This is a genomic window from Mycobacterium sp. IDUB_39 (genome assembly GCF_055419205.1).
Map to the genome: position 1 here is coordinate 47,248 of NZ_JBVAXF010000002.1, position 17,630 is coordinate 64,877.

Annotated in this window: 17 protein-coding genes; 5 read left to right on the plus strand and 12 right to left on the minus strand. The window is 64.9% G+C overall.

The features are described from left to right. Positions 1-3: 3 nt before the first annotated feature. Genes ACZY0X_RS06355 through ACZY0X_RS06380 form a run of 6 tightly spaced genes read right to left on the minus strand, consistent with a single transcriptional unit; the run spans position 4 to position 6,232 of the window. Positions 4-1,641 (minus strand): amidohydrolase, encoded by a 1,638-nt coding sequence (locus ACZY0X_RS06355; protein ID WP_463768812.1) that lies wholly within the window; start codon positions 1,639-1,641, stop codon positions 4-6. Positions 1,642-1,668: 27 nt separating this feature from the next. After that, positions 1,669-2,511: an ABC transporter permease gene (locus ACZY0X_RS06360; RefSeq protein WP_463768813.1), complete on the minus strand. Its 843-nt coding sequence runs from the start codon at positions 2,509-2,511 to the stop codon at positions 1,669-1,671. Next, positions 2,508-3,449, minus strand: coding sequence for an ABC transporter permease (locus ACZY0X_RS06365; RefSeq protein ID WP_463768814.1), 942 nt, complete (start codon positions 3,447-3,449; stop codon positions 2,508-2,510). Before ACZY0X_RS06365 ends, ACZY0X_RS06360 begins: the two co-directional genes overlap by 4 nt. After that, positions 3,449-4,579, minus strand: a complete 1,131-nt coding sequence (locus ACZY0X_RS06370; RefSeq protein ID WP_463768815.1) for an ABC transporter substrate-binding protein — start codon at positions 4,577-4,579, stop codon at positions 3,449-3,451. The genes ACZY0X_RS06365 and ACZY0X_RS06370 overlap by 1 nt, the downstream gene beginning before the upstream one ends. A gap of 1 nt (position 4,580) precedes the next feature. Then, a complete protein-coding gene (locus ACZY0X_RS06375; protein ID WP_463768816.1) occupies positions 4,581-5,720 on the minus strand; it encodes an ABC transporter ATP-binding protein in 1,140 nt (379 codons plus the stop codon). Next, positions 5,717-6,232 (minus strand): gluconokinase, encoded by a 516-nt coding sequence (locus ACZY0X_RS06380; protein ID WP_241402968.1) that lies wholly within the window; start codon positions 6,230-6,232, stop codon positions 5,717-5,719. Before ACZY0X_RS06380 ends, ACZY0X_RS06375 begins: the two co-directional genes overlap by 4 nt. A 173-nt stretch (positions 6,233-6,405) precedes the next feature. Between ACZY0X_RS06380 and ACZY0X_RS06385 the strand changes: the two genes are divergently transcribed. Further along, on the plus strand, positions 6,406-7,113 hold the full coding sequence (locus ACZY0X_RS06385) for a FadR/GntR family transcriptional regulator (RefSeq protein ID WP_463768817.1): 708 nt from the start codon (positions 6,406-6,408) through the stop codon (positions 7,111-7,113). 15 nt (positions 7,114-7,128) lie between these two features. On the opposite strand, the gene ACZY0X_RS06390 is transcribed toward ACZY0X_RS06385, so the two are convergent. Both ACZY0X_RS06390 and glpK read right to left on the minus strand, forming a co-directional pair. Further along, the gene (locus tag ACZY0X_RS06390) at positions 7,129-8,847 is read right to left on the minus strand and encodes a glycerol-3-phosphate dehydrogenase/oxidase (protein ID WP_463768818.1); all 1,719 of its coding nucleotides are present in this window, start codon (positions 8,845-8,847) and stop codon (positions 7,129-7,131) included. Between the two features lie 41 nt (positions 8,848-8,888). Then, a complete protein-coding gene (gene glpK / locus ACZY0X_RS06395) occupies positions 8,889-10,406 on the minus strand; it encodes a glycerol kinase GlpK (RefSeq protein WP_463768819.1) in 1,518 nt (505 codons plus the stop codon). A 191-nt stretch (positions 10,407-10,597) separates the two neighbouring features. Here glpK and ACZY0X_RS06400 point away from each other — a divergent pair, with 191 nt between their 5' ends. The 3 genes from ACZY0X_RS06400 to ACZY0X_RS06410 all read left to right on the plus strand — a co-directional run bounded on the left by ACZY0X_RS06400 (position 10,598) and on the right by ACZY0X_RS06410 (position 14,231). Next, positions 10,598-11,944 (plus strand): MFS transporter, encoded by a 1,347-nt coding sequence (locus tag ACZY0X_RS06400; RefSeq protein WP_463768820.1) that lies wholly within the window; start codon positions 10,598-10,600, stop codon positions 11,942-11,944. 20 nt (positions 11,945-11,964) lie between these two features. Further along, complete coding sequence (locus tag ACZY0X_RS06405) at positions 11,965-13,377, plus strand: FAD-dependent oxidoreductase (RefSeq protein WP_463768821.1); 1,413 nt, start codon at positions 11,965-11,967, stop codon at positions 13,375-13,377. A gap of 77 nt (positions 13,378-13,454) precedes the next feature. Further along, the gene (locus tag ACZY0X_RS06410; protein WP_463768822.1) at positions 13,455-14,231 is read left to right on the plus strand and encodes an IclR family transcriptional regulator; all 777 of its coding nucleotides are present in this window, start codon (positions 13,455-13,457) and stop codon (positions 14,229-14,231) included. 10 nt (positions 14,232-14,241) lie between these two features. Here ACZY0X_RS06410 and ACZY0X_RS06415 read toward each other — a convergent pair whose 3' ends face one another. The 3 genes from ACZY0X_RS06415 to ACZY0X_RS06425 are packed head-to-tail and all read right to left on the minus strand — an operon-like array spanning position 14,242 to position 16,541. Beyond that, positions 14,242-14,880 carry a sensor domain-containing protein gene (locus tag ACZY0X_RS06415; protein WP_463768823.1) on the minus strand — a complete coding sequence of 213 codons (639 nt, stop codon included), beginning with the start codon at positions 14,878-14,880 and terminating at the stop codon, positions 14,242-14,244. 18 nt (positions 14,881-14,898) lie between these two features. Beyond that, positions 14,899-15,375, minus strand: a complete 477-nt coding sequence (locus tag ACZY0X_RS06420; protein WP_463768824.1) for a hypothetical protein — start codon at positions 15,373-15,375, stop codon at positions 14,899-14,901. Continuing rightward, entirely contained in the window at positions 15,372-16,541 is a 1,170-nt protein-coding gene (locus ACZY0X_RS06425; protein WP_463768825.1) for a Rieske 2Fe-2S domain-containing protein, read from the minus strand. Before ACZY0X_RS06425 ends, ACZY0X_RS06420 begins: the two co-directional genes overlap by 4 nt. Positions 16,542-16,682: 141 nt before the next feature. Here ACZY0X_RS06425 and ACZY0X_RS06430 point away from each other — a divergent pair, with 141 nt between their 5' ends. Next, positions 16,683-17,216, plus strand: a complete 534-nt coding sequence (locus ACZY0X_RS06430; protein ID WP_463768826.1) for a gamma carbonic anhydrase family protein — start codon at positions 16,683-16,685, stop codon at positions 17,214-17,216. A 10-nt stretch (positions 17,217-17,226) separates the two neighbouring features. Here ACZY0X_RS06430 and ACZY0X_RS06435 read toward each other — a convergent pair whose 3' ends face one another. Then, the gene (locus ACZY0X_RS06435; RefSeq protein ID WP_463770525.1) at positions 17,227-17,580 is read right to left on the minus strand and encodes a nuclear transport factor 2 family protein; all 354 of its coding nucleotides are present in this window, start codon (positions 17,578-17,580) and stop codon (positions 17,227-17,229) included. Positions 17,581-17,630 lie beyond the last annotated feature (50 nt).

The window sequence follows — 17,630 nt, forward strand, 5'->3', positions numbered from 1 at the left end:
CCATCACCGGGCCGCCGGCGTGACTGCGCCGCGTTCGAAGACGACATCGCCACGCACGATCGTCGCGGCAACCGATACGTCGTGGAGTTCCTCGTTGGGCACCTCGGCCAGAGTACGGTCGAGCACAACGAGATCGCCTTGCCGACCGGGCTCGATCACCCCGCGTGCGTCCTGTCGTGCCGCCCTGGCGGCACCGCTGGTGGCCGCTTCGAACGCCATTCGGACTGACAGCGCCTCCTCCGGCAGGAACGGACCATCGGTATCCCCGGGATAGTCGCGGTTGACGGCGACATGGATCCAGTCCATGGGGTTGGGTGTTGTCACGGGCCAATCGCTGCCGAAGGCCAGCGAGACGCCGGCGCGTGCCATGGAGCGGAACTGATACTGAGTGGCGCGAAGCGATTCCGCGAGATACGGCAGTGTCATCTGCGTCATTTGAGCATCCGACTGCGCCCAGAAGGGCTGGACGTTGGCGATGATGCCGAGCGCCGCCATGCGGTCGATGAGTGCGGAGTTGGTGATCTGCAGATGCGCGATCTGGTGGCGGTGATCGCGGGCGGGCGCACCGCGCATGAAGCTCTCGAACACGGTGAGGATTTCGTCGGTTGCCCGGTCGCCGATGGCGTGCACGTGAATGTCGAATCCGGCATTGTCGATGTCACGCATGATCGATGCGAGTTGAGCCGGTTCGAAGAAGGTGAGCCCGGAGTTCGTCTGCGTGTCATCGGTGTACGGCTGCGAGATGGCGGCGGTGAACGTCTCGCAGACGCCGTCGTACATCACCTTCACCCCGTTCAGGGCCAGGTGATCGTTCGGCGCGACCCGTTCGCGGGCTGCAATGAATTCCGGCAGGGCCTGCTCGGGATGCTCGCGGGGGAGCCAGAGATTGCCGGTCGCCTGCCCGACGATCTCGCCTCGCTCCAACGCCGTGAGGTAGGTCCCGAAGACGTTGGTGGTGGGGACGAAATCGCCGACGATCGCCTCCTGCCAGCCCGTAACCCCCAGCGCCAACAGGTGCTTCTGGCCCGCCCGCAGGCCGGCCAGGCGGGTCGCCTCGTCCATCGGCGGCATCAGCTCGGAAACCAACTGCATGGCCGACTCGTGCAACAGCCCGAGCGCTCGGCCGTCGGCATCGCGTTCGATGCGCCCTCCGGCCGGGTCCGCGGTGCGATCGTCGACGCCGGCCCGGGCCAGCGCCGCGGAGTTCACCCAGGCGCTGTGCCCGTCCTTGTTGGAGAGATACGCCGGGCGAGCTCCGGTGATCGCATCGAGTTCGCCAAGCATGCGGCCGGTGTCCTCGAAGTGATCGAGTGACCATCCGCGACCGATGATCCAGTCGGCGTCGGAGTGTGCACAGTAGTCGGCGATTCGGGCGAGCGCCTCATCGCGAGAGCCGGTGGCAGACAGGTCGCATCGCGCGAGTTCCACGCCCGACTCCACGAGGTGTACGTGTGCGTCGGTGAAGGCGGGGATGACGGAGCGGCCATGCGCATCGAACACCGCGGCGTTGCTCACGGAGTGGTGCGCTGCCATCGGCTCGACTGCCGTTATGGTGCCGTTCGCCACGGAAACGGCATGCAGCCCATCGATATCGAGAAGGGGCAGGTCACAGTTGACGAGGGTGAAATCGGCAACGGTCATGTTTCGACTCTCCAATGAAAAAGGGGGTCAGCCGACGAACGTTCGGGTGACGTCGCGTGACGAGGAGCCGCCGGCGCGCAGAATCACGATGACGACCGCCAGCACCAGCAGGGTGCCGACCAGCATCACGGTGGCCATCGCCGCGAGTTCCGGGCGCAGGCCGGCCTTGATCGAGCTGAACACGTACACCGGCCAGGGCGTGCTGCCGGTGGCCTGTACGAACGCAGAGATGATCGTGTTGTCGAGGCTCAGGGTGAACGCCATCAACCCACCGGCCACGATCGACGGGAGCAACTGAGGCAGCATGATCTGCCGGAAGCCATTCCACTGCGACGCATAGAGATCCGCGGCAGCCTCGGCGAGTGCCGGGTCAAGCGAGCGCACTCGCCCGCGGACGAGGAACGACACGACCGCCGTCGCGAACAGCGAGTGTCCGATCGCGAGCCGCAGCACGCCGTTCTCCAGCGGCCAGATTCCCGCGTCGATGACCAGCGAGGTGAGCCATGGCAGCAGTGATACGGCCTGCACGATCTCGGGTGTCACCAGCACGAGGCCGATGACGCCGACGATGACCGAGGTGACCGCACCGCGGCGCATGCCGATCCCGATGCCGAGGAACGTGCCAAGCAGCGTGGCGATCAGGGTCGCGAGGATCCCGGCCTGGATCGAGACGACGACCGAGTCGAGGATCGCGGAATTGTTGAATGCACCCTGGTAGGCGTCGATGCCGGCGCCTTCCCACGCGCCGAGCAGCCGGCCCGTGTTGAACGAGTACACGACGATCACGAGGATGGGCGCGAACAGGAAGCACAGAACCCCAATGCCCACCACGAGCAGCGCCCGATCGATTGCCGAACGGTTGTTTCTCACGAGGCGGTTCCCCCAATGCCAGCGGTTTCCACAGCGAGTCTGTTGTGCCGGCGAGAGATGCGCATTGCCACCAACCCGGCGACGCCGATGAGCGCGATCGTCAACAGAGTGATCAGGATCAGCATGACCGACATGGCCGATCCGAGCGCCCAGTTCTGACCCTGCTGGAACTGGCCGGCGATCATCTGCCCGACCATGTTGCCGCGCGCGCCGCCGAGCACCGACGCGGTGATGTAGTCACCCATCAGCGGGATGAACACCAACAGCACCCCGGAGATGATTCCCGGACTCGCGAGCGGCAATGTCACCTGACGGAAGGTCGCCCACCGCCCGGCCCCCAGATCCGTACTCGCCTCTCGCAGCGCCGGACTCATGCGTTCCAGCGCGACGAAGATCGGCAGGATCATCAGCGGCAGATAGTTGTAGACGACGCCGAGTTGCACGGCCTGCTTGGTGTAGAGCATCGAGAACGCGCCGTCGACCAGGCCAAGGGAACGCAGCAGTCGGGTCGCCGGACCCTCGGGCGCCAGGATGATCTGCCAGCCAATGGTGCGGACCAGGAAGTTCGTCCAATACGGGATGAACACCAACGCCAGCACCACATATCGCCACCGCGTCGACACCTTGATTGCCAACCAGTACGCGAACGGCAGGCCGAGTGCCAGACAGATCGCCGTGCCCAGGACCGCGATCTGAAGCGTGTTCACGAAGGTCGCCAGGAAGGAGCCGCTGAGCGCCTCCTGATATCGGCCAAGGGACAGTGTGTCATTGGCGTGCGTCGCGTACAGGCTGGGCTTGTGGCCCAGGCTGTACCACACGACCACCAGGATGGGGACGACGAAGAACAACGCGAACCACAGCGCGCCGGGAATGGCGAGAGCGGTGAAGAGACCGCCGCCTCGCAGACGACGGCGCGTGGCAGTCAGCAGGCCAGTCATCAGCCCCCCGCTCGGGCTTTCATCTCGCTGACGATGTCCATCCGCACCTGCTGCGCGTCGTTGATGACACCGGTGTACATACGTGTCTTCTGCTCCGCGGTCGGGAAGATCATGTCGAGCAGTTCGGCGTTCTCGGAGACGAGTCGTTCCTGCGTGCCGGTGACGCCGGTGCCGTACCCGACGAACTCGGTGTTGCGTGCCGCCTGGTCCACGCCCAGCGAGTAGTTGATGAACTCGTATGCGGCATCGCGGTTCGGTGCATCCTTGACGATGGCCCAGTTGTCCATCCACAGGTTGGTCTGCGGGGTCGGCAGGACCCACTTCCAGCGCTCTGGCGTGGGGCTGGACAGGATGCCGCGCCTGGCGTCGCCGTTCCAGCTGTGCATGAGAACCTGCGTGCCCTGCGGGATCGCGCTACTGCCGGGTGACGAGTCGAACGACGAGATGCACGGGGCGAGTTCGTCGACGAGGAATGTGCGGATCTGGTCGAGCTGGGCCGGATCGGTGGTGCTCTGATCCCAACCCCGGGCAAAGCAGAGGATCGCTGCGATCTCACCGGGATCGTCGACGAGCGAGGTCCTGCCCTTGGCCTCGCCCTTGGCGGCGGAGATGAAATCGTCCCACGAGGTGAGTTCCCGTTTGATGACCGTGGTGTCGTAGACGAATCCCGTTGTGCCCCAGAACTTGCAGACGGAGTGGGTGTTGTCGGGATCCCACTTCTGGTTGCGGAAGGCGCCGTCGATATTGGTCACGTTGGGCAGCCTCGACATGTCGAGTGTCTCGAGCAGGCCGTTCTCGGCCATCTGCGGGATGAAGACACCGGTGGGGATGACGATGTCATAGCCGCTGGTCCCGCGTGCTGCAACGAGTTTCGCGATCATCTCCTCATTGGAGGAGTAGGCGTCGATCTTGACCGGCTCACCGAAGCCCGACACGTTCTCGTCGGCGTCGTATCCGGCCCAGGAGTAGACGCGAAGGTCGCCCGATGCGGTCGACCCACCGGGCTTTGAGCACGCGGCGAGTGCGACCGCGGCACTGACGCCGGCGACGCCGCCAAGGAACAGGCGCCGACTGATCGCAGCCTCGCGGCCCCTCGGCACGAGCAATCTGGGCGCTCGGTTCAGTGTCATCTCAATTACCCTTCGTGAGTGCCGGTTCGGGCGTCGTCGCCTGAGCCGTCGGTGAATTGGCCGGGAAGGCCGCGACCGCTGTGTCTGCCCAGGAGCAGGTCACCGTGTCGCCCACGACGATGCTCTCGTCGATGTCTCGGCGCGGAATTCGCGCGATGATCTCCTGGCGCGCAGCCGAGTGCAGCACGTACTGCACGACGTCGCCGAGATAGCTGCGGGCGACGACCGACGTTTCGATGGCGTCGCTGTCGGTGGGATGCTCCACGGCGCGCAGACGCACGGCTTCGGGTCGCACCGCGAGTGTGACCGGATCCCCGGGCATGAGCCCGTGCGGGGCCTGGGTCAGGCTGAAGCGAGTGTCGTCGGCTGTCGCGAACCGTCGGTCGGTGTCCACGACGCCCTCGAAGAAGTTCTGCTGGCCCACGAACCCGGCGACGAACCTGCTCGCCGGTCGGGTGTAGACGACGTCGGGGGCATCCAACTGCTCGATCCGGCCATCGTTCATGATCGCGATGCGGTCGCTCATCGCCAGTGCCTCGTGCTGGTCGTGGGTCACGAACAGGAACGTGGTGTTGAGCCGATGCTGGATGAGTTGCAGCTCGATCTGCATCTGTTCGCGCAGTTGACGATCGAGCGCCGCGAGGGGTTCGTCGAGCAGCAGTACCTGGGGGCGATTGACGAGAGCACGGGCGAGGGCGACCCGCTGCTGCTGTCCGCCCGATAGCTGGGCTGGTCGCCGGTCCGCGAGCGGGGTGAGGCGTACCAGGTCCAGGGCATCGGTGACGCGGTCCTCGATCTCGCTCTTGGCGACCTTGCGCTGCCGCAGCCCGTAGGCGATGTTGCCCGCGACGCTCAGGTGCGGGAAGAGCGCATATGACTGGAAAACGGTGTTGACGTCGCGCTTGTTCGCCGGGGTGTCTCTGACCGAGACACCACCGAGCCGGATGTCGCCCGCGTCGACCGATTCGAATCCGGCGATCATCCGAAGCGTCGTGGTCTTACCGCATCCCGATGGGCCGAGTAGCGAGACGAACTCACCGGGTCGCAGCGTCAGGTCGATGCCCTTGACAACGGTGTTGTCCCCGTAGCGTTTTGTGAGACCGCTCAGTTCGAGGGCGCCGCTGGCATGCGTGTCGGTCATTTCTCCTCAATTCGCTCATCGGCGGCAAATGGTGCGCCGTCCAGCCACGTGACCACGCGATCGATGATGTGTCCCGGTGTCATGGAGATGTCCACCCGGAGACCGTGCTCGTCATCGCGCAGTGGCTCGAGGGCGCCGAGCTGAGACTCCAGCAGTGTCGACGGCATGTATTCATGGGTGCGTTCGCTCAGTCGATGGGCGATCAGCGATGCCGTGCCGTCCAGGTGGACGAATACGACGGTGGGCGCGAAGGACCGTATGCGATCTCGATACTTGGCCTTCAGCGAGGAACACGCGAGGACAGGTGACGCACCGAGTCGCACCTCTCGTTCGATCGCCTGCCCGGCTCGGGTGAGCCACGGCGCGCGGTCCTCATCGGTGAGCGGTATGCCACGCGCCATCTTGGTCTTACTGGGCTCATCGTGTAGATCGTCGGCGTCGATGAACGGCTCATTCAGCCGTGTGGCCAGGCCCATGCCGACGGTGGTCTTCCCTGTGCCGGAGACCCCCATGGCGACTATTGGGGGAACGCGTCGAACTCTCGACACTGGTGATCCCACTTCGCTCCATCCTCTTGCCACTGTGCTTGCAGTCACACTATCGCTTAATAGGCATACGAATGCAACCAAATGATCGACATCGTATGTCTTCAACCACAGGGACCTAGCTATGACAGGATGTATGGGTGGACGGGGACGCGATAGTCGGTGCATTGCATGAGAGTCTGTTGACCGCGCTCGGCACCGCGATCGTGTCGGGGCAGTACGCGTCCGGGCATGTGCTCACTCTCGATCGGGTGGGCGTGGAGCACGGTGTGTCGCGCAGTGTCGCCCGTGAGGCGATCCGGGTTCTGGAGTCGATGGGCATGATTGCGTCGCGTCGCCGCGTCGGTATCACGATTCAGCCGGCGGAGAAGTGGAATGTGTTCGACCCCAGGATGATTCGCTGGCGTCTCGAGTCCGGCGACCGAGCCGCGCAGTTGGTGTCGCTATCCGAACTGCGCCGCGGTGTCGAACCGACCGCGGCGGCGTTGGCCGCCCGACGGGCCGATCCGCACCAGTGCCGGACCATGGCGGCCGCGGTATCAGACATGGTCATGCACGGCCGTTCAGGTGATCTTGAAGCGTATCTCCTGGCGGACAAGGCCTTTCATCAAACACTGCTCGAGGCCAGCGGTAACGAGATGCTACGGGCACTCAACGGCGTGATTGCCGAGGTGCTCACTGGCCGCACCCATCACGGCATGATGCCGGAGAGACCCAACCCGGCCGCCATCGAGTTGCACGATGAGGTCGCGAGAGCGATACGGCTGGGTGATGAGGTGGCCGCCGAGCGTGCCATGCGGGCGATCATCGATGAGGCGGCGGCCGCTGTCGGTGACGGCCTCGACTAGAGGCACCGTGGGCGATCACTGCTCGGCGAGTTCGGCACGTACGTCGGGTGCGCCGAGCCTTGCCGCATCAGCGGTCTGATCGTCGGGTTGGCGCTGCGATTCGATCTCGGCGCTGACTCGAGCCCGGAAGTACGCAACCTCTCGCCGGGTGTGCAATTCGTCCCAACCCAGCAGCGGCGCAACCAATTCGGCGACCTCCTGCGCGACGTCAACGCCCCGGTCCGGGGTTTCGATCGAGATCCGGGTGCGGCGGGTGAGAATATCGTCCAGGTGCAGTGCCCCCTCGTGAGATACGGCGTAGACCACCTCGGCCCGCAGATACGGTGAGTGCGGCGAGATGCGTCGGGCCAGGGACGGATCAGCGTCGACGACACTCAGGATCTCGGTGATCGCGCTGCCGTAGCGGCCGAGCAGGTGTTCGACAGTGGCCAGGTCCAGACCCGCCTCGGTGGCGAGCCGTGCCCGCGCCGCCCACATCTCGTGGTAGCCGGGGGCACCGATCAGTGGAAGCTGATCTGTGCGCGACTTCTCCGCACGGAGGCCTCGCACTGCCGCGTCGATAGCGTCCTTGGCCATCACCCGGTAGGTGGTGTACTTGCCGCCGGCCACGATGACCAGCCCGTCAGCCGGGCTCACCACGGCGTGCTCGCGCGACAGTGTGGAGGTCTGGTCGGAGTCGCCGGCCAGCAGGGGACGCAAACCGGTGTACACGCCGACGATGTCGTCGCCCGTGATGGGTGTCTGCAGCAGCCTGTTGACCTGTTCGAGGATGTAGTCGATGTCCGAGGCGCTGGCTGCCGGATGGGCGAGGTCTCGGTCCCAACTGGTATCCGTGGTGCCGATGACCCAGTGCAGGTCGCTCCACGGGCAGGGGATGACGAAGAGGAGGCTCTTCTCCGTCTCGGTGATGATGCCGGTGCGGGAGTCGATGGCGGCCCGGGGCACGACGATGTGAACGCCCTTGGACGCGCGCACTTCGAAACCGCCTTGGCGGCCGAGGATTTGCGCAACCTCGTCCGTCCACGCGCCTGTCGCGTTGACGGTCCGTTTGGCGCGGACCGCGATCTCCCGGCCAGTCTCGAGGTCCTTGACTCGTGCGCCGACAACACGATCGCCCTCCCGGAGGAACCCGACCATGCGGGCGCTGTTGGCGCACAGCGCGCCGTAGCTGGCGGCAGTGCGCGCGAGCATCATCGTGTGGCGGGCGTCGTCGAGGTGGCCCTCATAGAAGCTGATGCCGCCGTGCACGGCCCCCAGCTTTGCGCCGGGAAAGCTCTGCAGTGTCTTGCGCCTGCCGAGGTGCCGGTGATGGGTGGGTACGCCCCGCCCTGCGCCGAGCACGTCGTAGACGCCCACACCTGTGCCGACCCAGGCGCGGTCGATGCCGCGACGCATCAGTGGATACAGGAACTCAACGGGTCTGGCCAGATGCGGCGCGAGGCTGTCCATGATGAGGGAACGCTCCCGAAGGGCCTCGAACACCAGGGCGAAGTTGAGCTGTTTGAGATAGCGCAGTCCGCCGTGCACGAGTTTCGAGGAGCGACTCGATGTCCCGGCCGCGTAGTCACGCGCCTCGACCACGCCGGTGATGAGGCCGCGAGTGACCGCGTCCAACGCCGCGCCCGCCCCGACAACGCCGGCGCCGATGACCAAAACGTCCAGTTCGGTAGTCGCCATGGTGTCCAGCGCGAGACGACGGGATTCGGGACTCAGGGGCAGGGGGGTGAGGGTCATGGGCTGTCCTTTGATCGAAACAAGTTGTGGCATAAGGCGTGTCAGTTCACGTCGACCCAGTCCAGGGTTCGCTTGACCGCCTTGCACCATCCGCGATAGCCATGCTCGCGCTGTTCCTCGTCCCACTGCGGATGCCAGCGGGTGCTCTCGTGCCAGTTCTGCTGGAGCTCGTCGGTGGTGTTCCAGAAACCGACAGCCAACCCGGCGGCGTACGCGGCGCCCAGCGCGGTGGTTTCGGCCACGACCGGTCGGCTGACCGGGACGCCGAGCACATTCGCCTGGATTTGCATGCACAGGCTGTTGGCCGTCACACCACCGTCGACCTTGAACACCTCGAGCGGTACGCCGGAGTCCCTGTACATCGCGTCGGCCACCTCGCGGCTCTGGTAGCAGATCGATTCGAGAGTGGCGCGCGCGATATGGGCTTTGTGGTGGTAGCGCGTCAGTCCGACGATGGCGCCGCGGGCATCCGAGCGCCAGTGTGGGGCAAACAGGCCGGAGAACGCCGGTACGAAGTACGCCCCGTCACTGTCTTGCACCTGCGCAGCGAGGGATTCGCTGTCGGCGGCATGCTCGATGATCCCGAGTTGGTCGCGTAGCCACTGCACCGCCGAGCCCGTCACGGCGATCGAGCCCTCGAGTGCAAATGTGGCTGGCTGGTCCCCGAATTGGTAACACACCGTCGTGATGAGTCCGTTGCTGGATCGAACGAGTTGTTGGCCGGTGTTCAGCAGCAGGAAGTTTCCGGTGCCATAGGTGTTCTTCGCATCACCTGCGGACAGGCAGAGCTGTCCGATCATGGCGGCCTGTTGGTCGCCCACTGCGGCTGACAGTGGTATCGCTGACCCGGTCGGCCCCACAACTACTGTGTGCCCGTACAGATCTGGCGCCGAGGAGGGGCGGATCTGGGGAAGCATCTGGCGTGGAACGCCGAACAACGCCAGTAGTTCGTCATCCCAGTCCAGCGTCTCGAGGTTCATCAGCATCGTGCGACTGGCGTTGGTGACGTCGGTGACGTGTGCGCCGCCGCGCGGACCGCCGGTCAGGTGCCACAGCAACCAGGTGTCGATGGTGCCGAACAGTGCGTCACCGTTTTCAGCCGCTGCCCTGACACCATCGACGCTTGCCAGGATCCAGGCGAGCTTTCCGCCGGAGAAGTACGGCGCCGGCGGCAACCCGGTCTTGTGGCGGATGACGTGACCTGCCTCGCCTGCGTCGAGCTCGGCTGACATCCGGTCCGTGCGAGTGTCCTGCCAGACGATCGCGTTGTAGTAGGGCAGACCGGTGCGCCTGTTCCACACCACGGTTGTCTCACGTTGATTGGCAACTCCGATGGCGGCGAGGTCGGCGGGGCGCAACCCGTGCTCGTTCAAGGCCTCGTTGATAACCGATTCCGTCTGCTGCCAGATCTGCACCGGATCGTGTTCAACCCACCCTGGGCGGGGAAGAAGCTGTTCATGGGTGAGTTGGTGGCGGGCGATCACACGCCCGCCGTGATCGAAGACCATGAAGCGGGTGCTGGTGGTGCCCTGGTCAATGGCGCCGACGAAATCTGGCATGAGACAGGTCCTTTCACGGTTGCACTGGCTGAAGCGCATTCAGATCGAGATCTGACACAGGCTGTTGACACTGTGTTGTGACCCCGCTTACAGTAACCACCATCCCGATAGACGGGGTTTTATTCCGATAATCGGAATATGGTCTGAGATCAACGCGAAGAGGGTGAGACGTCGCAATGGAGCGAGCCCGAGTGGCAGTGGACGACGAACGCGAGAAGTCACCGATCAAGCGGGTCGCGGCGGCCAGCCTCATCGGCACGACGATCGAGTGGTACGACTTCTACATATACGGAGCGGCCTCGGCGACGATCGTCGGGACCCTCTTCTTTCCGGGTTTCTCGACCCTTGCCGGCACCCTTGCGGCGTTCAGCACATTCGCCGTCGGATTCATCGCACGGCCGCTGGGCGGGGTGTTCTTCGGACACTTCGGCGACCGGATCGGGCGCAAGAGAATGCTCATCATCAGCCTGCTGCTGATGGGTGCGGCGACGTTCGCCATCGGTCTGCTGCCGACATTCGACGCGATCGGCGTCTGGGCGCCAATCATTCTGGTGAGCCTGCGATTCATCCAAGGGTTTGCCGTTGGTGGCGAATGGGGCGGTGCGGTCATCATGGCCGTGGAGCACGCACCTCGGAACCGGCGCGGCTTCTACGGCAGTTGGCCCCAGATGGGCGTGCCCATCGGGCTACTCATGTCGACGGGCCTGTTCGCGGTGTTCGCGGCGATGCCGGATGACGACTTCCGAACGTGGGGATGGCGAGTGCCGTTCCTGCTGAGCATCGTGCTCGTCGCCGTCGGTCTGTTCATCCGGCTCCGCGTCATCGAGACGCCGGTGTTCGACAAGCTGCAAAAGGAGGGAGCTGTCGCGAAGATTCCGTTCTTCGAGCTTCTTCGGTCCAACACGAAGAATGTGCTGCTCGCCGGCGGCATCTATCTCGGTCACGGGGTGCTGTTCTATGTGCTGAGCGTCTTCACCCTGTCCTGGGCCACCACCGAGCTGGGGATGCCCAGAAGTGTCTTCTTCACCGGAATCATGATCGCCGCCGCGTGTCAGGCAGTCCTGGTCCCCATCTTCGGTCGGCTCTCGGACAGCCTCGGCCGCCGGCGGACATACGCCATCGGTGCGGTGTTCGCCACGCTGTGCGCCTTCCCGCTCTACTGGATGATCGGGACCGGCGTGCCGGCTCTGGTGTGGACGTCGGTGGTCGTTGTCCTGGGCGTGGCGCACCCGATGATGTACGCGCCGACTGCGGCCCTGTACGCCGAGATGTTCCCGCCTCGTGTTCGCTACAGCGGGGCATCTGTCGGTTATCAGATCGGCGGCGCGACAGTGGGATTCGTGCCACTATTCGCCGCGTCCATCGTCGGCTGGGCCGACGGCGCATCCTGGCCGATCTCCGTCCTGATCATCGTGAGCACCGTCATCGGCCTGATCTCCATCTACCTCGTCAAGACGACCTATGGCGACGACTTCACGGGTTCAGCTGAGTCCTTGGACACCGCGGATCTCGAGACCCTCACGAAAATCGCTGATTAGAAGAGAAAGTGGGAACGAATATGACCAACGAATATGACTACGACGTCGCTGTGGTGGGTGGTGGTACCGCCGGCGCGTTCGCCGGGATCGCAGCGGCCGCGACGGGTGCCAAGACGATCGTCATCGAGCAGTACGGTTACCTCGGCGGCATCCTCTCGCTGGGTATGAACCTCCTGGGATCGGCTGACGCAGAGGGGTATTGGGCGCTCGGCGGCTACCCCCGGGACATCGTTCGCGACCTGATCAAGAACGAGCACGCGACACCGCCGGTGAAGGACAGCCTCTTCGGCTCGATCCTCGCTCAGGATCCCGAGCCGTTCAAGATCTTCCTGCTGCGCGCGGCCAGGGAACACGGCGCAGATCTGCTCTTCCACACCATGTTTCTGGGCGTGGAACGCGAGGGTGATCGCGTCGCGAAGTTGACCGTCGCGAACAAGGCCGGTATCTCGACCATCAAGGCGAAGTACGTCGTCGACGCGACCGGTGACGCGGACGTGGTGGCGCGGGCAGGTGGCGAGTTCGTCTTCGGCAACGGGACAGACCGGGTGACCCAGCCGGTGAGCAATATCTTCCGCGTCGGCGGGGTCGACCTGGCCAAGGTGTGGGACTACCTCGAGGAGCATCCGGAGGACCGCACCGCTCCGACCGGCTGGACCGGGACGGGGTACACGATGGATTACATCCGGAACACCCCAGGCGTGCACCTCATGGCATTCCAGAACCTGATCCAACAGGCCAAGGACGCCGGTGATTTCACGATGCCGCGTAACCGTCTGGGTATCTACACCCTCCCCGGGCGCGACGATGTCGTCATCAACCTGACCCGGGTACACGGCATCGACGGAACCGATCCGTGGGACGTCAGCCGCGCGGAGGCAGAGACCCAGCTGCAGACCTACGAGGCGCTGCACTTCCTGCGCAAGTACGTGCCCGGCTTCGACCGCTGCTACCTGGCGAACCTCCCGCACCAGTTGGGTGTTCGGGAGTCGCGGCACATCGTCGGCGAGCACACCCTGACGCGCGAGGACGTCCTCGCCGGTCGGGACTTCGAGGATCAGGTCGGACGCGGTGCCTATCCTCTCGACATCCATGACACCGGAATCGGTGCCAAGGTGCTCGGGACGAAGGTCGAGGGCGGCGGTATCACACTGCAGTACCTGTCCCGGTCGTATGGGATTCCGAAGCGCGCGTTGATCCCCAACGGGCTGGACAACGTCATCGTTGCCGGCCGGTGCATCAGCTCAGATCACGAGGCCGCAGGGTCCGTGCGTGGCCAGGCCGTCTGCATGGTGAGCGGTCACGCCGCAGGCACGATCGCTGCGTTGGGCGCACAGAGTTCCGGCGTGGCTCTGCGCGATATTCCGCACGGCGACGTCCAGGACGTGCTGCGGCAGCAGGGTGCGGTGCTTGAGCGCAACCAGCTGATCGACTGACAAAGCGCAGTGAGGCCAAGGTCGCCATGCCGGAGTTCTCCGGACCTGCGTGTTCCGACGGGAGTTAGGATTCCGGCATGGCGACTGATGGCACCCTTGCCAAGGGCTTCATCTTGCTTGACGTACTCGTTGATCACCCCGATGGCGTGACCGTGACCGGGCTGTCTCGGGAGGTCGACCTGCCGCCCAGCACGGTTCATCGGTTGCTCACCGAGATGGTTCGCATCGGTCTCGCGCGCATCGACCCACAGAGCCGGCGGTATCAACTGGGTATGAAGCTCTTTGAGCTGCACCACCGCGCCTCCGAGGTGCGCACGCTGCCGGAGGTGATGCTCTCGGTCATGCGCCGACTCGCCGACAGCACCGGTCGAACCATCTTCATCGGTGCCCGCGAGGGCGCGGAGTACTACTACGTGGAACGGCTCGGTGGATCCGACCGAGTGCAGATCAGGGCCTATGTGGGGGAGCGGCTGCCGCTGCATGCGGCGGCCGGCGGCAAGTGTCTTCTGGCATTTCTTCCGGCCGCTGAGCAAGAGGAAATCATCAGGCAACTGCACTGGGAGAAGTTGACGCCCAATACCCACATCAATGAAGTGGACTTCCGCAGGGAACTGCGCCAGGTTGCCGAAAGTGGATATGCGGTGAACGACGGCGAGATTCAGCGGGGCATCCGAGCGGTCAGCGTGCCGATCATGAAGGGCGCAAGGCCCGCATACGCGCTGACGGTGTCCGCTCCCGACTTCCGGATGCCGCTCGACGAGATCGCCACGTTCCTCCCTCAGCTGCGAGACGCCGCGCAGGAGATCGCTCTCCAATTGCCGCGCGATGAGGATCTGTCGGTGCGCTCCGCCTGAGGGCGACAGGTCACGCGGTCAGATTGGCGAGTGCCTCAATACGATCCAGCGCGTCTCGAGCCAGTGCCAACACGTCATAACCGTTGACGGTTCCGCACGTGGAGATGCCCACGGCGGCGTTGTGCGCGGCGACGTATGCGCTGTCGCAGGCCCAGTCGGTGGCGGTGAGAGACCACAGCACGATATCGGGTGAACCGGATTCCACCGGGGGCCCGAGCCTGAAGACGTAGGTGCGGTCGCGCATGGTGGTGACCCGCAGGGGCGTGTCCCGACACGATTCGATGGTTCTCCGCGTCCGGTCGAGTGCGTCGCGTGCATCGAAGTCGGCCGGGTAGACGCCGGCCATCTCCTCGATGACCACCCCGTGGCCTGCGGTATCGGACCAGTGCCCACCATCGGTTGCGGCCGGGTCGAGGTCAAAGATGAAGGGCGGGTCAACTTCCCGGGCTATCCCACTGCACTGCTGCGGTTCGACGGTGGCGAACAGATTGCCGTCGACATCCTCGACACTCGGGCTCAACAAGTCACGGACCTGCCCAGCGGTGATGGGTGCGACCGCTGGCTCGGCCTGTGGCCGCGCAGTGTCGACGACCTGCGTGCAGCCGGTGAGAACGGCGCCGAGCACGAGCACCAGTCCCGGTTTCCACATGGCCAGGACAGTAGGCGCTCAGCCGTCGCCGGGGGAGGGGGCAGAGGACACTTCCTCCAGGCAACCCTCGGCCACCGCGTGCTTGATGCTGTCCGACAGCCGTGGGCACGATCGGCTGCGACTGCTGTTGCCACCGCCGGCGCGAATCTCGGAGAACACGGCGCACCGGGACGAGGCGTCCGAGTTCCACTGCACCGTGGTTTGGCTGGGGCCCAGCTTCTTCACCGCGACAGTGGCGTGGCAGAACCGGCAGTCGACCGGAACGAGACCTGCGGTGAGGTAACGCTCCCGGTCCTGGCGGCTCGCCTCGCGGATAGCGGCGGCGCGCGCCGGGTCGGCCGCGAAGTCAGGTGCCTTCGACCACGACCCGCTCGCCCGGCCCTCAGCCGTCGGGTGGTCGGTGCCGTGCTCGTCGTCATGGCCGCTGAGCTGCAGCATCGAGCGGGCCAGGCGGTCTACGTCTGGTGCCTGGGTCCGCTCGCCGCTGGTGGTCATGTCGCCGGCTGTTCCTCGGCGGCCTTCTCCTCGGCCTGCAGCGCCAGGTTCTCCTCGACCTGCACCTGCCACTTCTCAATGGCAGCCGTGGTGTCGACCTCGGTCTCGAAGCGGTCGGTCATATCGGCGGTGACATCCGCTGCGTCCACGTAGAACTGCTGGTACCAGCGACGCATCTGGTAGACCGCGCCGTCCTCCTCGACGAGCAGCGGGTTGTCGATGCGCGTCTTGTGCTTCCAGATCTCGACGTCCTGCAGGAACCCCTTGCTGACACCCTCGGTGAACACTCGGGCCAGCTTGTCAGTGGTCTTGTCGTCCAAGCCCTTCGGCTTCTCGACGATGACGCCCCACTGCAGTACGAACGAGTCCTGGCTGACCGGGTAGTGGCAGTTGATCAGGATGGACTCGGCCTTGAAACCGCCGTAGTTGTTGTGCAGCCAGTTGATCATGAACGACGGCCCGAAGTAGCTGGCCTCCGAGTCCAGGTGTGCCTCACCGTAAGTGGTGCCCATGTCGCCAACGTCCGGGCGGCCGACGTTGTGCAGGTACTGGCTGGCGATGTGGCCCTCGAACACGTTCTTGAAGTACGTCGGCATGCCGTAGTGGATGTAGAAGAAGTGCGCCATGTCGGTGACGTTGTCGATGATCTCGCGGCAGTTGGAGCCCTCGATCAGCATCGTGTTCCACCGCCAGTCGGTCCAGTCGTCGCTGTCGAACTCCGGGATCTCGGGGATGCGCACCTCGGGCTGCGGCGGGTTGCCCTCGACGTCGTGCCAGACGAACAACAGGCCACCGCGAACGTCGGTCTCCCATGCGCGGGTGCGGGCCAGGCGCGGCGTGCGCTTGGCGTAGGGCACCAGCTTGCACTTGCCGTCGCCGCCCCAGCGCCAGTCGTGGAACGGGCAGGCGACCTCGTCACCCTTGATGGTGCCCTGGGACAGGTTGCCGCCCATGTGCCGGCAGTACCCGTCGAGGACCTTGAGATCGCCGTTCGAGTCGGCGAAGACCACCAGCATCGTGCCGAAGATCTCGATGCCGTGCGGCTTGCCGTCCAGGAAATCCTTCACCGGTCCGAGGCAATGCCAGCCACGCGCGAACCGTTCCGGCAGCGCGCCGGTGTCGATCTCGCGGATGTTCGCGGTTTCACCAGAGATTTGGGTACTCACGGTGGGCCTCCCGTTTCTGAGCTTCTAACTAGAACACGTTACAGTTTTTCACCCCTGGAGCGCAATGTGAGCAGGTAGATGGGCTCTTCCGCAAGTGCTCATCGCCAGCCAACCGCGTCTACCACGCGGTATATGTAGGAGATGCCGCTGTATTCATTCGAGGGACGATCCCCAGTGATCGATCCGAGCGCGTTCGTCGCACCCACTGCGACGCTGGTCGGGGACGTTCACGTCGAGGCGGGGGCGTCGGTGTGGTTCAACGCGGTCCTGCGCGCGGACTTCGCCCCCATCATTATCCGCAAGGGCGCCAACGTGCAGGACTGCAGCGTTCTGCACGCACCGCCGGGCATCCCCACTGATATCGGGCCGGGCGCGACCATCGCGCACAGCTGTGTCATCCACGGTGTGAACGTCGGCCCCGAGGCGGTGATCGCCAACCATGCGACAGTGCTCGACGGAGCGGTCATTGGACGGCGCAGCGTGATCGCGGCGCACTCGCTGGTCGTCGGCGGCACCAAGATCCCCGACGAGGTGTTCGTCACGGGTGCGCCCGCCAAGGTCCGTGGACCGATCGCAGGGACCGGCGCGCAGATGTGGGTGGACACCAACCCGGGCGCCTATCAGGACCTTGCCCGGCGGTATCAGGCCGGGCTGGAACTCATCACCGAGATCTGACGCGTCCCGCTCAGAGCTTGCGTGCGCTTGCCGTGGCCTTGTCCAGCTCCCAATACGCCCGTAGCGCGACCATCTGGCCGTCGCCGTTGACCCGGTAGGTGAACACGCCCTCGGCGGTCACCTCGTATCCGCTGGATCGGATCACGATGCTGCCGACGTTGGCCTCCTCGTCACCGCAGATGTAGGTCTTCTCGAAGTTGAACGTCAGCTCGCTCGGGGCGATCGCCATGTCGTAGAACTTGGCGATCGCCGCCTTGCCGCGGTGCCCCTTGCCCTCGGGGTCGAAGTGCGACGGCCCGATCGGGTCCTCGATGACGGCGTCGTCGGCGAAGACCGACAGCCAGGCCTCCTTGTCATGGGCCATGGCCGCCTCGCGGGAACGCTTGCCCGCGAGGTGAACCGGCGCTACGTCAC

Excerpts from the sequence above, each read along its gene's own strand:
- ACZY0X_RS06355 (WP_463768812.1), bottom strand. The coding sequence starts at position 1,641 with ATGACCGTTGCCGATTTCACCCTCGTCAACTGTGACCTGCCCCTTCTC.
- ACZY0X_RS06365 (WP_463768814.1), bottom strand. The coding sequence starts at position 3,449 with ATGACTGGCCTGCTGACTGCCACGCGCCGTCGTCTGCGAGGCGGCGGT.
- ACZY0X_RS06370 (WP_463768815.1), bottom strand. The coding sequence starts at position 4,579 with ATGACACTGAACCGAGCGCCCAGATTGCTCGTGCCGAGGGGCCGCGAG.
- ACZY0X_RS06375 (WP_463768816.1), bottom strand. The coding sequence starts at position 5,720 with ATGACCGACACGCATGCCAGCGGCGCCCTCGAACTGAGCGGTCTCACA.
- ACZY0X_RS06380 (WP_241402968.1), bottom strand. The coding sequence starts at position 6,232 with ATGGGGGTCTCCGGCACAGGGAAGACCACCGTCGGCATGGGCCTGGCC.
- ACZY0X_RS06390 (WP_463768818.1), bottom strand. The coding sequence starts at position 8,847 with ATGACCCTCACCCCCCTGCCCCTGAGTCCCGAATCCCGTCGTCTCGCG.
- glpK (WP_463768819.1), bottom strand. The coding sequence starts at position 10,406 with ATGCCAGATTTCGTCGGCGCCATTGACCAGGGCACCACCAGCACCCGC.
- ACZY0X_RS06405 (WP_463768821.1), top strand. The coding sequence starts at position 11,965 with ATGACCAACGAATATGACTACGACGTCGCTGTGGTGGGTGGTGGTACC.
- ACZY0X_RS06410 (WP_463768822.1), top strand. The coding sequence starts at position 13,455 with ATGGCGACTGATGGCACCCTTGCCAAGGGCTTCATCTTGCTTGACGTA.
- ACZY0X_RS06415 (WP_463768823.1), bottom strand. The coding sequence starts at position 14,880 with ATGTGGAAACCGGGACTGGTGCTCGTGCTCGGCGCCGTTCTCACCGGC.
- ACZY0X_RS06420 (WP_463768824.1), bottom strand. The coding sequence starts at position 15,375 with ATGACCACCAGCGGCGAGCGGACCCAGGCACCAGACGTAGACCGCCTG.
- ACZY0X_RS06430 (WP_463768826.1), top strand. The coding sequence starts at position 16,683 with ATGCCGCTGTATTCATTCGAGGGACGATCCCCAGTGATCGATCCGAGC.
- ACZY0X_RS06435 (WP_463770525.1), bottom strand. The coding sequence starts at position 17,580 with ATGGCCCATGACAAGGAGGCCTGGCTGTCGGTCTTCGCCGACGACGCC.